Annotated in this window: 12 protein-coding genes; 3 read left to right on the forward strand and 9 right to left on the reverse strand. The window is 57.7% G+C overall.

Going from position 1 to position 16,010, the window contains the following annotated elements; genetic code table 11:
- Nucleotides 1–13: 13 nt before the first annotated feature.
- Nucleotides 14–1,147: an FAD-binding oxidoreductase gene (locus AAFG16_RS39610; protein WP_342734133.1), complete on the forward strand. Its 1,134-nt coding sequence runs from the start codon at nucleotides 14–16 to the stop codon at nucleotides 1,145–1,147.
- On the opposite strand, the gene AAFG16_RS39615 is transcribed toward AAFG16_RS39610, so the two are convergent.
- Nucleotides 1,139–1,597 carry a hypothetical protein gene (locus tag AAFG16_RS39615; RefSeq protein WP_342734135.1) on the reverse strand — a complete coding sequence of 153 codons (459 nt, stop codon included), beginning with the start codon at nucleotides 1,595–1,597 and terminating at the stop codon, nucleotides 1,139–1,141. The two genes, AAFG16_RS39610 and AAFG16_RS39615, sit on opposite strands and share 9 nt — an antisense overlap.
- Before the next feature lie 1,220 nt (nucleotides 1,598–2,817).
- Here AAFG16_RS39615 and AAFG16_RS39620 point away from each other — a divergent pair.
- Nucleotides 2,818–3,078, forward strand: coding sequence for a DUF3551 domain-containing protein (locus AAFG16_RS39620; RefSeq protein WP_342734137.1), 261 nt, complete (start codon nucleotides 2,818–2,820; stop codon nucleotides 3,076–3,078).
- Between the two features lie 299 nt (nucleotides 3,079–3,377).
- On the opposite strand, the gene AAFG16_RS39625 is transcribed toward AAFG16_RS39620, so the two are convergent.
- The gene (locus tag AAFG16_RS39625) at nucleotides 3,378–4,499 is read right to left on the reverse strand and encodes a PLP-dependent aminotransferase family protein (protein ID WP_342734139.1); all 1,122 of its coding nucleotides are present in this window, start codon (nucleotides 4,497–4,499) and stop codon (nucleotides 3,378–3,380) included.
- A gap of 809 nt (nucleotides 4,500–5,308) precedes the next feature.
- On the opposite strand from AAFG16_RS39625, the gene AAFG16_RS39630 reads away from it, so the two are divergent.
- Entirely contained in the window at nucleotides 5,309–6,133 is an 825-nt protein-coding gene (locus tag AAFG16_RS39630) for a class I SAM-dependent methyltransferase (RefSeq protein WP_342734141.1), read from the forward strand.
- Nucleotides 6,134–6,585: 452 nt separating this feature from the next.
- Here the strand turns inward: AAFG16_RS39630 and AAFG16_RS39635 are convergent, their stop codons facing one another.
- From AAFG16_RS39635 to AAFG16_RS39665, 7 genes are all read right to left on the reverse strand, one after another.
- Nucleotides 6,586–7,677 carry a hypothetical protein gene (locus AAFG16_RS39635; protein WP_342734143.1) on the reverse strand — a complete coding sequence of 364 codons (1,092 nt, stop codon included), beginning with the start codon at nucleotides 7,675–7,677 and terminating at the stop codon, nucleotides 6,586–6,588.
- Nucleotides 7,678–8,958 (reverse strand): extracellular solute-binding protein, encoded by a 1,281-nt coding sequence (locus tag AAFG16_RS39640; RefSeq protein ID WP_342734145.1) that lies wholly within the window; start codon nucleotides 8,956–8,958, stop codon nucleotides 7,678–7,680.
- A 108-nt stretch (nucleotides 8,959–9,066) separates the two neighbouring features.
- Nucleotides 9,067–9,918 carry a carbohydrate ABC transporter permease gene (locus tag AAFG16_RS39645; protein ID WP_283081756.1) on the reverse strand — a complete coding sequence of 284 codons (852 nt, stop codon included), beginning with the start codon at nucleotides 9,916–9,918 and terminating at the stop codon, nucleotides 9,067–9,069.
- The gene (locus AAFG16_RS39650; protein ID WP_342734148.1) at nucleotides 9,915–10,757 is read right to left on the reverse strand and encodes a sugar ABC transporter permease; all 843 of its coding nucleotides are present in this window, start codon (nucleotides 10,755–10,757) and stop codon (nucleotides 9,915–9,917) included. Before AAFG16_RS39650 ends, AAFG16_RS39645 begins: the two co-directional genes overlap by 4 nt.
- A gap of 128 nt (nucleotides 10,758–10,885) precedes the next feature.
- A complete protein-coding gene (locus tag AAFG16_RS39655) occupies nucleotides 10,886–12,064 on the reverse strand; it encodes an ABC transporter ATP-binding protein (protein ID WP_342734150.1) in 1,179 nt (392 codons plus the stop codon).
- A gap of 902 nt (nucleotides 12,065–12,966) precedes the next feature.
- The gene (locus tag AAFG16_RS39660) at nucleotides 12,967–14,451 is read right to left on the reverse strand and encodes an alkaline phosphatase family protein (RefSeq protein ID WP_342734152.1); all 1,485 of its coding nucleotides are present in this window, start codon (nucleotides 14,449–14,451) and stop codon (nucleotides 12,967–12,969) included.
- Nucleotides 14,451–15,593, reverse strand: a complete 1,143-nt coding sequence (locus AAFG16_RS39665) for a PLP-dependent aminotransferase family protein (RefSeq protein WP_342734154.1) — start codon at nucleotides 15,591–15,593, stop codon at nucleotides 14,451–14,453. Before AAFG16_RS39665 ends, AAFG16_RS39660 begins: the two co-directional genes overlap by 1 nt.
- Nucleotides 15,594–16,010: the final 417 nt, after the last annotated feature.

Consider the following 16,010-nt stretch of genomic DNA (forward strand, 5'->3'; position numbering starts at 1 on the left):
GAAGGAGGAGCCGATGAAAATCGGAGTCGTCGGGGCTGGTATCATTGGCAGCTCCATTGCCTATCACCTCGGGAAGGCCGGTGCGCGAGTGACGGTTTTCGATATTGGCGAACCTGGAAACGGAGTCTCCTCCACATCATTTGCATGTCTTAATGCGTTTGGCCAAGCCGAAGCCGACCTGCCGTTTAGGCTCGACGCAATCAAGTACCACAGCGTGATCGCGCGCGACGTCGGAAGCGAGCGAAACCTCCACACCACTGGAACGCTGCGGCTCGCATCCTTTGGAAATGCTGCTGAAAAACTCGAACAAAATGCCAAGGCCCTTTCCAAGTACGGAAGTCAGGTGGAATTCATTTCAGCGGCCGCAGCAGGTCGCCTCGAGCCATCTATCAGGACTGGATCGGCCGCCGAAGTAGTGTTTGTCCCGGAAGAAGGATGGGTGAATGCGGGAGCGCTATGCGGGGCTCTGATCGACCTCTCTACCAGACGGTTCGCGGTTCGGTATCGGCGGGAGCGAGTACAGGCTCTTGAGAGGCTGCAGTCAAAGGCACGCTTGCGCCTAACGACAGGAATTGAGGTATTCGACTCTCTCGTACTGGCGGCCGGCAATGACACCAATGCACTGCTCACGTCTGCCGGGTTCATGCCACTTAGGTTGACGGCAGCACCTGGCCCGCTTGTGGACCTTACTTGTTCGCTGGGCTCGCAAGGCGTGCGACGGGCTATCTATGCCGACAAGCTCCATATCAGGCCGGGCGACCACGGAGGATTTCTGGCTGGCGTCGCGGCCGCCGCTGGTGACGGCCCCGAGCATGAGCGAATGGAGGAGGAGCGCCGTTCTCTGATCAGCTCGGCAAGCCAGTGGATCATGAATTTCGCGGAAATGGGACAAAGATGGGCTGTTGGTGTACGCCCGATGCCGGCGGATGGTCGGCCGATGATTGGCCCTATTGACGAAGACCGCACACTATACGTAGCGGTCATGCACGGCGGAATAACCCTGGGCCCGTTAGCAGGACGCCTCGTCGCAGCTGAAATAGTGCAAGAGAATGAGGCCAGCGAGCTAGGCGCCTATCGGCCCAGGCGATCAATTGCGCAAGATGCCGATTGGCGTGAGCCAACGCTGTCGCTGGACCGTTCAATGTAGCTCGCAACGAGCCGGAACCGGATCAAGCGCCTTTTTCTTGGAAGCCTGTTCGCCGACAATGGACGGCGCTGTTTGAGGCGTGATTAAATAGGAGAAGCCGAGGTCGAGCGCTTTTGGAGGTCGGAAGACGCAATCTCGTAGGCATTTACGCCTCCGGTGAACGAGCCGCATCAAACCGTCGGTGGCTTTCTCTTGACTGACAATCGTAATTCCGGCGCGCGTGAGTTCGTTGGCCATCTCGTCAAGCTTGATTCCGCTGCCTTCGGCACAAAGGATAGTACCGTCATATTTGAAGACAACCGCAGTCTTTGATTGTCTTTTCTTGGCTAATAATGTGAGCTCCGAGACTCTCCAGCACGGCTTTGTCTTGATCGAGAGTACGGGCCTTTCTTTCGTTGCATTGCAAACTGCCATCGGGGCGATAAATACGAAGATCGGCGGCCACGGCACAATTAGCCGCTCCAACAATTAGAAGTGCACTACGTGCACCGAATATCTTCGCTGAAATCATCTTGCCTCCTACCAGCGAGAGAATTTCGTGACAACAATCGCAGCTACCTAAGGCACGCAAACCTGAGGGATACTAAGGCGGACACGCCTCCTCGATGAGAGGCCGATCCGCGTCAACAGCTTCCGTCGTTCTTCTTGCCGGCGCGCCTCTTCTGCCGCTCGCCTTGTTGTAAGTTTTTTCCGTCACAACTGCCGACTGGGATCACTGATTTTGCACGCGATTGCGGACAAAGCTTGCCGGCCTTGACGCATACGCCTGAAGACACAGCAAAACCACATTGGCCTGGCGTTGGATCGCACCAAAGTCCGCGGTCACATTTGATCCCGCCGAAGCCGCCGCACGCCTCACCGACCCTTTGCAGCTTGCGAGGAAGCAGGGGCACCAAAAGCGACTGCGAGGAACAACATGAAAGGTACTGCTTTGAGGGACATCTGCGAGGCTCCATGGCAATGAGCAGAAAAAAATCCGTCCACCCGCCTATAAGTGGAGAGCGCTCACCAATTTGGCTGTTATGCGCGAGAAGATCAGAACAAGTATTTGCCTAAAGGCAATGACGACGAGTAACGAACCAGCAACTCACAAGTAGTGGCAGCGTACGACAACTACCTCGTGTTGATCATGTCCGATTCGCAAATTTCGCCCACCCGCAGGGTCGGCGCCAACTGGCGGGCCGCGTTTGCGACGGGGCCATCCTGTCTCCTTTGTAGACTAGACGAAACTCCCATTTGGGCAGAACCAGAAGGCCCCTCACTCAGCTCAACGTAAGCGTAGCGGCCATGACGCGGTATACCTGCGCACCGAACGAGACAAGCGCGGGAAAAATGCGTCATTCCACTCGCGGTCACCTGGAATAATGCATCGTCCCTGCCTTAGGCGCACAATTAACCCCCAACAGCTCACACAACTGATCCTCTCTCTTCTCTCATGCCGTCCAATCATTGATGCTGTTGGCGACCTCGCACCACTGATTGCGGCTTCTCGCTCCGCTCGACCCTGCTCGCCTTTGAGCTTTAGTCGAAGGGAACGCGCGGTCCGAAAGCGATCTGCGGCGGGCGCACGCGGCCGGACATTCGGGCTTGACCAACGTGTGAATGTACAATTCGGACGGTTTGGGCTTCAATAAAGTTGTAGGTAACAAGCTTTTGGGACGGAGGCGTCCATGCGCTACCTTCAGTTCATAATTGCGATCGCAGTTTGCGCCCTGGCCGGCTTATCAACTGCCGATGCCCGAAATCGTGCGGAATACGCGCTGCCTGCCATACAAGACATTTATTGTCTGAAAGGGCGTCCCTGGGGATATCCTGGCATTTGCCAGTTCTCCACCTATGGCCAGTGCATGGCCACTGCATCTGGTGCAGGCGGCTATTGTCATCTCAACCCATTTTACGCTTTCGCGCAACACCGATGGCAACAGCCCTAATGGGCCAAGGTCGCTGATCGTCGACAAATCAAGGACCAGGCTCAGCTCAGGCCAGCCGCTCGGGTTCTCGCGCCAGCGGGCCCCCTGAACCGGACCGTTTCGTCTTCCTGGATGAGCACGGCATGGGCTTTCGTTCGATCGGCAGTCATTCTACATCATCGCCTTCTTCCCGAATCTGTTGAATCAGATCCGAGCCCTGCGCTTTGTGCCTTCAGGTCGAGGCAGAACTTTCCTGCTCATCGATTGCGAGATCGACCTGGATGTGCCGATCTCCGCAACAGTCTCCGCTTTTCGGAAGGCTATATATTCTCGTGCACAAGAGGCCTGAGCGCTGTCAAGGCTTCTCCAAGGCTGGCACGAGTTTCCGGGCTACCTAGGACGATGCGAATGGCCATAGGGGAAGTATCTTCATCGACCGCGAACATGCTTCCGGACTGAACCAAGACACCAGCCTCGGCTGCCGCCGCGACAAAGCTCCGCTGCGTCCATCTGCGCGGAAGCGCCAACCACAGGTGTAGTGATTCCGGCTTGCTCCGGTACGTTGCATGAATGAACGACCTTGCTGCCATTTCCTGTCGCGCGACCGCCTCACTGCGTACTGCGAGCAGCACTTTCTCAGCGGTGCCATCGGCGATCCAGCTTTGAGCGACCAAAGCGGACAGGGGCGTGACATGCCAAGTCGAGGTCATGTGAAAGCGATCAAACGCGCTTGTGCCCGCCTGAGCGGAGGGCATCAACAGATAGGCAATCTTCAAACCAGGGCCAATACACTTGGCGAGGCCTGCGGCGTACCAGGTTACGTCAGGGGCCAACGCACTGATCGGGGGCGGAGCTTCCGGTGGAAGCAGCCCGTAAACATCGTCCTCAATAATCACAACGCCATGTCGCCTCGCGACATCGGCGAGCGCGAGCCGTCGTTCCTGCGACATCGTGATTGTGGTTGGGTTATGGAGTGTCGGCGTAAGGAATAGCGCTTTGGGACTGAGCTTTCTACACGCGTCCTCGAACGCCTCCGGCGCCGCTCCGTCGTCATCCATGGCGATGCCCTTGACGGAAATGTTCAAGAAGCTGGCAATCCGCCGCAACCCGTAATAGCTCAAGCTTTCTGTCAGCAGCACATTGCCGCTTCCAACCACGTTGACCAATGTGATTAGGAGGCCACTCTGAGTACCGTTCGTAACGATGATCCGGTCAATCGACGGCGCAGCCCCGAAGCGCTTCGCTAGCCACGCCGCTCCAGCTTGGCGATCAGAATCAGTTCCTTGAAAACGATGATATCTCAACAGGGTCGCGACATCTCCTCGTTCAGATATCTCAAGCAGCGTTCTCGACAACTCCGCCCCCATCCATTCTGGGGTCGGCGGAGTGGTTCTTATAAGGCTGATTGGCTTTCCATGTCGATGACTACCAGGAATATTCATTTTGCCGGCTCCAGTTGAAGTAAGCAGAGCAATGAGACAACGCTATGCTTGCCAGTTCAGAGACATCCACCTGCGCGCCTGGGTGGCAGAGGCTGGCTGAAGAGCGAGACCATACGATCTCTCGAAGGCGAGTATGGTCGAAGAGGCCTTCATGCCCACCGAAGCGCTCCGTGGCCTCCTCTCGCCCGCTCACGGTGCCCAGCAACGCTGCTCAGCAACACCAAGATCAACTCCTCCTCCTCTCCTCAAGAGCTCCGCGGCCGCCGCCCGCTCTCAGCGGGCGAGAACCACTGCAAGACAGAGTTGATCCACCAGGATGATTGGATCGATAGGGTTGCCGGCCGAATGTGAGCGATACTTCGCTGGCGCGCTTGGTCGACACTCGCCATAAATGAAGCAACTGCCGTTCTAATCAACGACCAACGTGGGTAGTTTATAAAAATGAGAGTATGTGAACGATTGAGACGACGAAAGCTGTGGCTTGGCAAGGGACAAATTTGCCCTTCCGCATTCGACGCAACTCTGCTGTCGCGTGATGCGCTTTTAATAAAGCCAGTACGTTCTTCATGTGTAGCTCCCGGCGAGAACAAACAACTTTCCTTAGAGCGCCGATTCTAGCGGCCGCCCTGCTTCTGCGAGCGATGACTTTGTTGCGGAAACGCCCCCGAGATCCAAGACAACCGGATCGGGCTCGCACATCCAAGTACCGTAGCCGTTCTAAACGGCGCCTAGGACATCCTCGCAGGATCTGCGGCGCGTCCATTCAAGCGGGCTTTTCTCGTTCCACAACAAGCGATCGGAGGTGAACGATGCGCCGTCAAAGGGTCAATGCGCACTCTGCCTACACAGGGCTTGCTGATGCTTATGACAGCTATCGGCCGCGTTATCCGGATGAACTAGTAAGCTTCATTGCCGAGCGCGTGAAGCCTGCAGGACTTTGCGCTCTCTCTGTGCTTGATATCGGCAGTGGCACAGGACTTTTTACAAGGCAACTGGCGAGGCTGTTACCCCCTTCTGCTAGCATTACGGGCGTCGAGCCGAACGCCGATATGCGTCTGAAAGCCATCTGCGGATCTGCGGGCATCTTGAATATCAAGCATATCCCAGGCAGCGCTGAACGGCTTGCAGCTGAGAGCGGAACCATTTCTCTGGTGACAGCAGCGAGCGCAGCAACGTGGTTTGATCGACCCAAATTCTACACGGAGGCGAACCGGGTCCTGACCCCATCAGGTCTTATCGCGGTGCTCATGATTCGACGGGATCTGGATAGAAGCGCGATGCTTCGAGATTACGAGCGTTACCACGAGCAGCACATTCGTGGCTTTGTAATCGGCGGCTTTGAGGGCAGCGACGGACGCTACGCACCCATCAATTTCGTGCATGAGCTCAAATCATCGCCTCTGTTTCGCAACGTCCGCCATTTTGCGCTCTATTGGGACGACTTTTTAACATGGGAGCAGTTCGAGGGCCTGAGTTTATCCCGTAGCGACACCAAGAAGATCATTGAGATCAACGGCCTGGAAGATACGATGAGGTGGCACCGCCTGCTGTTTGAGCGATATGCTGCAATGGATGGAAGGGTCGAATTTTCCTGGTCAGCCGAGGTGACAACCGCCCTACCCGTTGCTCAGTGACATCTTACGCGCATTGCGCATACAGCAGCCTCAGAAATCGGAACAATTTCAGCGGATCGCTTGAAGCCGCGCTTTGCCGACGCGGCCTGCTCCCGCTTTGTCGCTCAATTACCCCCGAGCGCTGCCATCATAGAGGCCACCGCCACCAAGCGAGCGGAGCCCTGCTTTCGATCTTCGTATGACGCGCTCAGCAATAGTCCGTCATTCTGAATGCTAGCAAGCGCCTTAGTTCCATCATTGCCGCAAACGGATGTAGATTGACAAACACGGCTTATAGAGGTCAGCATTAACCCAAATGCGAGTACGCCGAAAGCAAAACCGCCGCTGGCTGCTCGATGGCTTGCATGGACAGCAGCGACTGCGAATCGAGATTGAGAGATTGCTCCCCCGCCGCTTCTGCTCGAACATTGTCGCGAAAGTCGAACGCGGGGTGCTGTGGCTCAAACTGATCCTTACGAGCAGCTTTTCAGTTCCGCCTCGACAGCGAGCGTTTCGGCATGAAGTGCAAGAATTGCCTGCGCGGTGGCGCAGGCCCCCTTCGCGCCAACGAAGAAGAAATGTCCGCCAGTGGTCTCTCGCGACAAGCGCTTCGGCAGCGACTCGACGAGTGACCGGACCTTATTTAGAGCACTGGGAGCGAATGAGGCGGCGCGAGCCGCGATCACGTGGGCATTGAAGAATGACCAGTTGGCCCGATCCGTTAGCAGGTGGTGCCTATCACTCGAGGCAGTCGGAATGATGGCTGCGCACAGCGGAGCACCTTGAAATTCCATCGCCAGCACGTCCTTCGCCGCCTCCCACAGCGAATGTTGGATCCGCCCATTGCGCCAGCGAAGAGCTTCACCATGCAGATTCAACGGTGAGCCACCAACGAACTGTCTAAAGTATATTTCAGAAGGAATAATTGATCTCCCCTCCAGGTGATCCTGCTCCGATAGAGCAGCCAGCCAGGATCGGTTGAGCGGCGTGCCCCCCCCCTCGGATGGAGCAAGGAAGGATCGAAAGCCATGCGCAGACAAGGGTGTTTCCTCGAGATTCACCGGCGAGAGGCCTGGAAGCGGAGGCGTTGCCGCGAGGCTTACGAATGCCTCTATGGCAATGTCTCTGCTGGAAGCCGCCGCGGCAAGACGTGAAATAAATCTACCGGCCATGCTCCAGCCAACGACCAGGACACGCGGCTTTAGCTTCCATGCATGCAGCTTTGCCGCTACCAGATCGATCAAGACTTCTGACCAGGTTGTGACATCCAGTCCACAAACCGGAGAGTTGAACACCGGGTGTTCGATCGGAGGTGATGGCACAACCAAATTGTATCCCATCGAAGTTAGCCAATAGGCGAGAAAATCTCTGGGATCGCCGTCAGGATAGCCATAAGAAATCCGCCCCAGATGACCACCGCCGGTCAAGAAAAGCACCAAGGCGCACTCTTTTCTTCCCGGACGGCTCCATTCGATATATGGGATGGCGCAAGCCATCCCGTATCTTTCGTCCGGATAAAGGCCTGCATTGACCATCGGTACTGTTCGCTTGCTGGCCTCAAACACTCATTTAACGCCGAGAAGCTTTCGCGCCTGCGTCGCCATTGCTTGGAGCCCTGCTTCAGGCGGCTTCTGGAGTGTGATGACAGAGCGCATAGCGTCCACGATGACCTTGGTGACTTTTGGCGCGTTCTCTCCTGGAAAAGCGTACCACCCGCGAAGAATGGGTAGCTGATCGAGGCTCGCTTTATAATTGGTATTCTTTGCAAAGTGGCCGGAGAGCTCTGTTGAATCGCGGGTAGCGAATTCGTTCGCCGGCAGCCATCCGGATTTGAGTGCTACAATTTTCTGTCCGGTTGGACCGCTCGCAAACTTCATGAATTCCCAGGCGAGCTTCTGTTGCTCCGGTTTGGTCGCAAACATCATTGCGATCGATCCGGCCGCGGGAAGCGTCCCGTTCGGTGCCATCAACGGAAACCTGCCGACCGCAAGCCTGAATTTATCCTTACTATCCTCTTCGAAGCGCAGCTGATTTGAATTTGAGTCGAAGATTATGCCGACCTTCCCGGCGGCAAACAAAGACCGAGCCTGGTCTTTCGACATATCAACTGAAGCTTGTCCCGATTCTCCGATCCGTTTGATGATTTCCAACGCCTTCAGGCCTTCCGGTCCATCAAAAGCTATCCTGCTCTCATCAGAATTCATCATCGCCGCATTTTGACTAAAGAGCAGAGCGTCCCAGAAAAAATCCTCACTATTGTATTGAAAAATCAGTCCGACATTTCCTTCGCCCAGCTTGGTGATACTCGAACCAAGTCTTATGATCTCGTCCCATGTCGTCGGGAGGTGAGAAGGATCGCCGCCAACTCTGGCGAGGAGGTCTAGATTGTAGAAGACGACAGGCTCGGCGACGCCGAAGCCTAGCGCATAGCTATCACCCTTGGATGCTCCAATTTTTTCAACCGCTGGAGAAAGCGCTTTTCGGCTGTCACTCGTGTCCGTATTCAGAAATTGGCCGAGCGGAACGGCAAGGTTTCGATCGGTGTAGATTCGCAGACGATTGGCGCCCTGGAATGACACGTCCGGCAACGAACCTGTGAGCGACGCGCGCAGAGTTGCCTGGACGAGATCGTCGTAACCTCTGGTCGAATTATCCAGCTCAACTTTGACGCCGGGATGTTCGTTCTCGAAAGTCCTCGCGAGTTCGACCCACATCGCGTTAAGGTCAGAGGATGCTGCGGTTACCCTTAACGTCCTGCCGTCCTCTGCCTTCGCCGGACTCATGATGCCTCCAACAAGGGCATTAGCGAGGGAGATGACGACAATGATTTTCAAATAGCGCCACATCTGGCTTTCTCCATTTTTGGAAATATTTCGTATTTCTCGCGAGCGGATCCTATGGTCGCTCGCTATGGTTTGAGGCGGCGTTCGGCGACTTCAGCCAGGTTTTTACTGCTACTTGATCGCCCCTTCCGCCAAGCCTTCGATGAACCAACGTTGTGCGGCCAGGAAGGCGACGATAAGAGGCAGAACGACAAGCGTTGCTGCGGCCATGAGCGGGCCGAAGTCGGTGCCCGCCTCCTCGCTCTTGAAGACCATGATTCCGAGCGGCGGCGGCATCAGCGATTGATCGTGCACCGCGATCAGCGGCCAGAACAGATCGTTCCAATGCGAGACGATCGAGAAAATTGCGAAGGCGATCACGGCGGGCAACGCCATTGGCACCATGATTTTCCACACGATTGCAATTTCGGAGAGACCATCGAGTCGCGCGGCGTGAACGACGTCGTCTGGGATGGTCTTAAAGAACTGCCGGAATAGGAATATGCCGAAGGGCGAGACCACATAGGGAAAAACAAGCGCCACATAGGTGTTGAGGATGCCGATCTGATAACCGAGAATGAAGAGCGGCAGCGAAAGTACCTGATGCGGCAGCAGGAGCCCGATCAGCACCAAGCCGAAGAGAGTATCACGGCCGGCAAAGCGGAGTTTGGCGAGTGCGTAGGCGCACGGGGCACAGACGAGGATTTGCAGCGCCAAGATCAATGTGCAGATCATGACGCCGTTGCCGAGATAGCGTGGCAACGGCGCCTGGGTCACTGCCTTTGTATAGTTCTCGACGCCATAGAATTGGACGGGCCAGAACGAAAAGCTGGTCCGGAAGATTTCTCCCGGTGGCTTGATTGATAGCGACACCATCCAGACGAAAGGAAGGAGGATGAGCGCGCCGGTGGCGAGCAGAACGGTATGCCGGAAGACCGCAGCCGGAGACAACAACAGGCAAGCGCGAAGCGCTCTGGTGCTCATTGGTAGTGCACTTTCCGATCCATGAGGTGGGCCTGAACGAGGGTGAGGGTCACCACGATGGCCAGAAAGACGACGGCGATCGCCGCGCCATATCCGGTGCGCAGATACTCGAAACTCTCTCGATAGAGCGTGTAGAGCAGCATTTCCGAGGCGTGGCCGGGGCCGCCTTGGGTAAGCACTTTTACTGTGTCGAACGAAGCGAACGCTCTCAGCGCGACAACGATGACAACGAACATCGAGACCGGGCCGAGCATCGGCAGCGTGACGGTACGCAGGCGGTCCAGCCACAGGTCAGCACCGTCGACATCGGCCGCATCGTAGATGTCCTTAGGGATGCTCTTGAGGCCCGCGAGGAACAGCACCATCGCGAAGCCTAGATTCTGCCATATGCCTATTGCGGCGAGCGCCAGCAGAACGGTGTGCTCGTCGCGCAGCCAGTTGGCGGCCGGCATGCCGATGGCAGACAATGTCTGATTGACAAGGCCGATGGTCGGATGCAGCAGCGCCTCCCAGGCAATCGCCATGGCAGACATCGTCGCCATGAAGGGCAGAAAGTGAATCGCGCGGTAGAAGGAGCGGCAGGACTTGCCGCCTTCGATCAGGAGAGCGATGAAAAGTCCGACGCTGACAGTGCCAGGGACGACGACCAGCAAGTAGATGGCTGTATTGCGAAGTGAGGACCTAAAGTCCTCGTCCGCAATGACCTCGCGGAAGTTGTCGAGGCCGACAAAGGAGAGCGTCGCCATGCCGAACTGCCAGTCGGTGAATGCGATGACGAAAACGCCGATCACGGGCAGGCAGTAGAGCATGAGCAGAAAGAAGACTGACGGCCCGGCCAAGATCCAAGCCGCCAGGGCTTCGCGAAGACCTCGTCCGGGCGGCTTGGACGCGGCGGGACATCGGAATGTCGACGCACCACCCCTCGAGGAGAGTTCGTGGCATGCACTAGTCATCGCACGAGGCCGCCTCATCGAGCGGCCTCGCGAAGCGGCATGACCGATGCCCGGCTAAGTTCGACTTGCCCACGCAAACGCCGTCCATCGGGGCTAAAGAGAAGGACTCGCTCCGGCCTGATACCGATGTGCAACGTCTGGCCGGGGGTGATACGAGGCCCGTATTCGGCCGGAAGTCTTGCGACCAGCGGCTGGTCGGGGCCCGCCAGATCGAGATGGACGAACAGATCGGAGCCCATATGCTCGATCATGCGAACCGAACCAGTCAGCGTGCTTTGCCCGCCCTGGTCGGCGAGATGAAGAGCCTCCGGGCGGATTCCGAGGCTCAGATGCATACCGGGGAGTGCAGCGGCATCGATCTTGAGTGTCGATCCGGCCACGTCGATGAGCCCGCGTTCGCGCATCACGCCCTCGAGCATGTTGATCTTGGGCGAGCCGATGAATTCTGCGACGCGCCGATCGCTAGGATCGCCATAAATGTCCTGCGGCGGAGCGACCTGCAGCAACTCGCCATCGAGCATCACCGCGACGCGGTCCGACAGCGTCATGGCCTCGGCCTGATCATGGGTGACGTAGACGAAGGTTCCCCCAAGACGCTGGTGCAGTTCCTTGATCTCCGCGCGCATCTGCACGCGCAGCTTGCTGTCCAGGTTGGACAGCGGCTCGTCCATCAGAAAGACAGCCGGATGGCGTACCATTGCCCGGCCGACTGCCACGCGCTGGCGTTGGCCGCCGGAGAGCTGTCCCGGTTTGCGGGTCAATAGATGGCCAATATCTAAGGACTTGGCGGTGCGGGTGACTTCCATATCGATTTCGGCAGCAATCCGCGCCCTTCCTGGAAGCAGACGGCCGACAAGGGGAAGCCTCTGGATCGCCGTGAGCCGCCGCATCCGGAGCGGCAGCGCAATATTGGCGGCGACCGTCATATGCGGATAGAGGGCGTAAGACTGGAACACCATTGCCACGTCCCGCCGCTTCGGCCTGAGGCCATCGACCACCCGTCCGCCAATTGAAATCGAGCCGGCATCCTGCATCTCGAGCCCTGCCAGCACACGTAAGAGCGTTGACTTGCCACACCCGGAGGGGCCGAGCAGCGTCAGGAACTCACCATCCGCTATCGAGAGCGAGACATCACGCAAGACAGGCGTCGGGCCATAGTTCTTCACGATCCCGTCAATCGATACCGATGCCATCGCCGTTACTCCCACATCGTGAACGCGTTGCTGAGCACGGCACTGAGATCGCTTAATCCCGTTTGGGCGTGTCCGCTGTTGTGCGCGACGTTAAAAGATCGGACTGCTACAGCCGGATGACGACTATCGAATAATTCGATGTGAGCTTGTCCGAATACGATGACGTCCGATGCTCGGTAAGAGAATGTGTCGAAGCAGCAACGCGTGAAGCGCTGCAGACCTTGCTGCGACCGGAATTGAGCAAGGCGTGACATGCTCGTCAGGCCATAGCTCGCGGTCCTAGAACTTTGTCTCGGCCAAATGCGATCCGAGACCCGGCAACAACAAAGAACTGACTGCATATTGCGCGCGTCCGCGCGACCAAACGCAAGCAGCGCGCTGCTCCTGCGGAGCTCTCAAGGCCCACGTCTAAGCGCACTTCGGACCTTCAGGTATTATGCAACATGGGCAGAATCCATTGATGTCCATACCCTCGATGCCGGCTCAGCGTCGGCATACCCCACCGATCGCCAACTTATATTTTGGCATGCGCTTTTGGTCCTTCGAACATTGATTGTGATCAACCGGTCTGCGTCGGCGACACAACACTGCTGGCCTGGACTGACGGACGGCCGATCCGGCTGTCGACGGCGCATTGCAAACCAGACGTGCTCCCACCGGCCACACAGCACGAAGCTGACGAGACCCGCGACATCCAAGACGTCGCGCGTTGCGACAATGAGGCAGATACGCTGTACTCGATTAAGGTTCCGAGGATCGCGCCTTGGCACCTCAAAGGCCGCCACCATCGCGGTCCCGTTCCTGCTGATAGCCTCGATCTTTTCTTACCGAATGAGCGGCATCTGACAGATGCATTTGATCCGCGATGGACGCTTGGCGTGAAACCTTTGCGGCCTCTCACTTCAATAGGAATTCCAACCGCCGGCAATGTAACAGGCGTGGCCGACATGCTCGCGCCGGAGCAACTGCCTGTAGCCTCCGAGGCGCGTCTCGAAGCTCTCCTCGCGTACAGGACTGTCGAAGGCTTCGGACGGCCGAAGCAATTCATGGAGCACCCGTCCGCTCATCGTCGGGGGTGCTTCAATGCCAAGCAGATTCAGAATTGTCGGTGCGATGTCGCAAATACCTGACGGAACGAAAGATGCGCATCCGGCATTCGGAAACACTGATCCTGCGACGAGGCCGACTGCCGCGAGCTCCTTCGGATGGAGGCCGCCGTGAAGACCGAGACCCGCTCGGCGGTCATTATCATAGAAGGTGCCGCCTAAGAGGCCGAACGGGTCGACGGTATCGTCGGCGCGGAAGGAAAACGCGACGTCCGGGGCGCGGGGATGATCCGCAAAAATCAGGCGATTTGACAGGCTCCCGGCGGCAATGCCGTTGACCTCATCCTTTGCACGCGTGAACAGCGGACCGCACCATGGCTCGGATGTCATGGCCGTAACCAGCCGCGCGACGTTTGCCTCCTCTGGATTGGCAAGATAGAGAGCACCAACCTGGCCCGGCACCACCACCACGTCAACGTCGGCAGACGGTGCCGTACCGGGGTTGAACCCTGCCGCGCGCAGACTATTGGCGACTGAGACTCGTGTATGGCCGGTGATATGGCCGTGGTCCGAGATCGCGAAAAGCTGAACCCCAGCCTGCTTTCCCTCGGCCTGCCGCCAGTCGAGCACGCGCCCGAACTGGCGGTCGCAATGAGCGATGATGGAGCGTGTCGCCTCGGCAGCCGTGCCGTGGAAATGCGAGGTGACGTCCGGCTCACCGTAGGAGAGGATCGTCACGTCGGGTCGATATTTCGGCCAAACGACGTCGAGAAAGGCGGATGTGATCCAGTCCTGTCCGCTGCGATCGGGCTCGGTTTTGGGTGGAGCTGGAGGCAATGGGCCGACACGCCTTTCGATCTCGGTGAACACATCATCTGGCGCACAGGCCTCACGAAAATGACCGGATAGACGGATATGGCCGAAATCCTCGGCCTTGTGGTGGAATAGCCTGGTGGTACCCGCTGTGTTGGTGGCGAGGACAGCAAGGCTCCGCCCCTTCGCCGCCAAGATCTCGCCGAGCGATGGCGCCGAATAAAGCCGGCCATTGCTCTCGACATCGAGCCGGCGCAGCAGAACCGCGTCGGACGTGTCGATATAGCGCGGCGGGGTCACGGCTCGATCGAGGTACTTGTTGCCGACCATGCCATGCCGGTCGGTGGTGGCGCCGGTGACAAGGCTCGGGAAAGCGGATCGGGTTTCGCTCGGATAGATGGTGCGATGCTTAGCAAGCGTCACTCCAGCCGCCTTCATGCGCCAAAGATGAGGGGTCAATTGCGGGCTAATGAGGTCGGGGCGCAAACCATCAAAGCTCGCGATAATAAAACGGGGATCGCGAGACATCAGCGAACGCCCGCCATAGCCCCCTTACGGGCCGCTTGGAGAACACCTCCAACCACAGCCATAGCCGCCTCCAACTCATCGCGGCTCTCGGGGCTGCCGATGACAAGACGGACATGGTTTACAGGCAATTTCGGATCAGTTGCAAAAATCCGCCCTGGCCGGATGGTGATATATCTTGAAGCGCATTGCGCAACCAGTTCGTCCTGATCGATAATCCCCTCAAGATCGAGCCAGAGGAAAAGCGCATCCGGCCGGGTCCGAAATGAGATGCCAGTGAGCCATTGCGCGGCAATCCTCTGTCTGGCGACCGCCTCTTCTCTGACGCCGGCTACGATCTTTTGCATCGAACCGCTGGCGAGCCAGAGGTTCACCAGCTCGACAGACAAAGGGGCCGCAAACCAAGTCGACATGCCATAGAAGCGGTCAAGCGTTTTTTGCGCCGCCTTGCCATGAGGCGCAACGAGGTAGCCAACCCGAACACCAGGGCCGACGCATTTTGCAAAACTTGTGATATGCCATGTCATCTCAGGCGCCAACGCGCCAAAGGGAGCTGGAACGCTGTCTGCGAGCACTCCATACACATCATCTTCGATGATGCTCACTCCATATTGCCTTGCGATTTGAACGATTCGTTGCCGCCGCTCGAGCGACATGACGATCGTGGTCGGGTTGTGGATAGTCGGCATCAGAAAGAGCGCCTTCGGCGCGAATTTGCGGCACGCCGTCTCGAACGCCTGAGGTTCGGCGCCGTCGTCATCCATCGCTATTGTTTCTGTCCGAATGCCCTGAAGATGCGCATGCTTGCGAAAGCCGTAATAGGTGAGCTCCTCGGTTAAGATGGTATCGCCCGGCGCAGCGACTGATGCGAGGGCAAGAACCATCGCGCTCTGGGCCCCATTGGTGAGGATGATGCGTTGCGGATCGACAGCCCTCTCGAAGCGCAAGGCCAGCCACTTCGCGGCATGAGCTTTGTCCGCTTCCGTTCCGGAAAACCGATGTTGTCTTACGCCGTTTTGGATCTCCGTTGAATCACTGAGTGCACGCAGGCCCTCTCTGACTGTCTCTTTCAGGTTCGGACAAGCCGGTGGCGTTGACCGTTCAAGGCTGATAGGCGCCGTTCGGGCCTGATGATCTCTAGACATGTGCTTGTTCCGCCGTTTGTGATTGTATCTGTAGTGACGTGAGGCTCGAGAAGATCGCGCGGTGCAGTGCATCAGAGATCGTGCTGGAAACGATTGCCGGTGAACGGCAACGCCCGTCGCTCTCTTCCTGCGTCACGATGGACGATTTGCAGATGCGTTCGCCCGCGGACTCATGGCCCTGCGTGGTTTTAATGAGAGCCTCGAAGATCGCGATCCGGCGCGACACCCTCAATGGAGCGCTCGCATTTGCGGCCCACCGTTTCGCTAGCAGGTGTTGGCGTAAACGGGGCCGCGCTGGGCTCCCACTAGCACGGCGCCCAAAGATATGAATGCCTGGCCCGCAACGTGCGGCAACAAAAACGGATGCCGGCCCGGGTCGGGGCAGGATGAGCATCGCGGTCCATGGCCTGAGGGCCT

This window comes from Bradyrhizobium sp. B117 (genome assembly GCF_038969555.1).
Classification (GTDB): Bacteria; Pseudomonadota; Alphaproteobacteria; order Rhizobiales; family Xanthobacteraceae; genus Bradyrhizobium.

Excerpts from the sequence above, each read along its gene's own strand:
- AAFG16_RS39610 (WP_342734133.1), top strand. The coding sequence starts at position 14 with ATGAAAATCGGAGTCGTCGGGGCTGGTATCATTGGCAGCTCCATTGCC.
- AAFG16_RS39620 (WP_342734137.1), top strand. The coding sequence starts at position 2,818 with ATGCGCTACCTTCAGTTCATAATTGCGATCGCAGTTTGCGCCCTGGCC.
- AAFG16_RS39625 (WP_342734139.1), bottom strand. The coding sequence starts at position 4,499 with ATGAATATTCCTGGTAGTCATCGACATGGAAAGCCAATCAGCCTTATA.
- AAFG16_RS39630 (WP_342734141.1), top strand. The coding sequence starts at position 5,309 with ATGCGCCGTCAAAGGGTCAATGCGCACTCTGCCTACACAGGGCTTGCT.
- AAFG16_RS39640 (WP_342734145.1), bottom strand. The coding sequence starts at position 8,958 with ATGTGGCGCTATTTGAAAATCATTGTCGTCATCTCCCTCGCTAATGCC.
- AAFG16_RS39645 (WP_283081756.1), bottom strand. The coding sequence starts at position 9,918 with ATGAGCACCAGAGCGCTTCGCGCTTGCCTGTTGTTGTCTCCGGCTGCG.
- AAFG16_RS39655 (WP_342734150.1), bottom strand. The coding sequence starts at position 12,064 with ATGGCATCGGTATCGATTGACGGGATCGTGAAGAACTATGGCCCGACG.
- AAFG16_RS39660 (WP_342734152.1), bottom strand. The coding sequence starts at position 14,451 with ATGTCTCGCGATCCCCGTTTTATTATCGCGAGCTTTGATGGTTTGCGC.
- AAFG16_RS39665 (WP_342734154.1), bottom strand. The coding sequence starts at position 15,593 with ATGTCTAGAGATCATCAGGCCCGAACGGCGCCTATCAGCCTTGAACGG.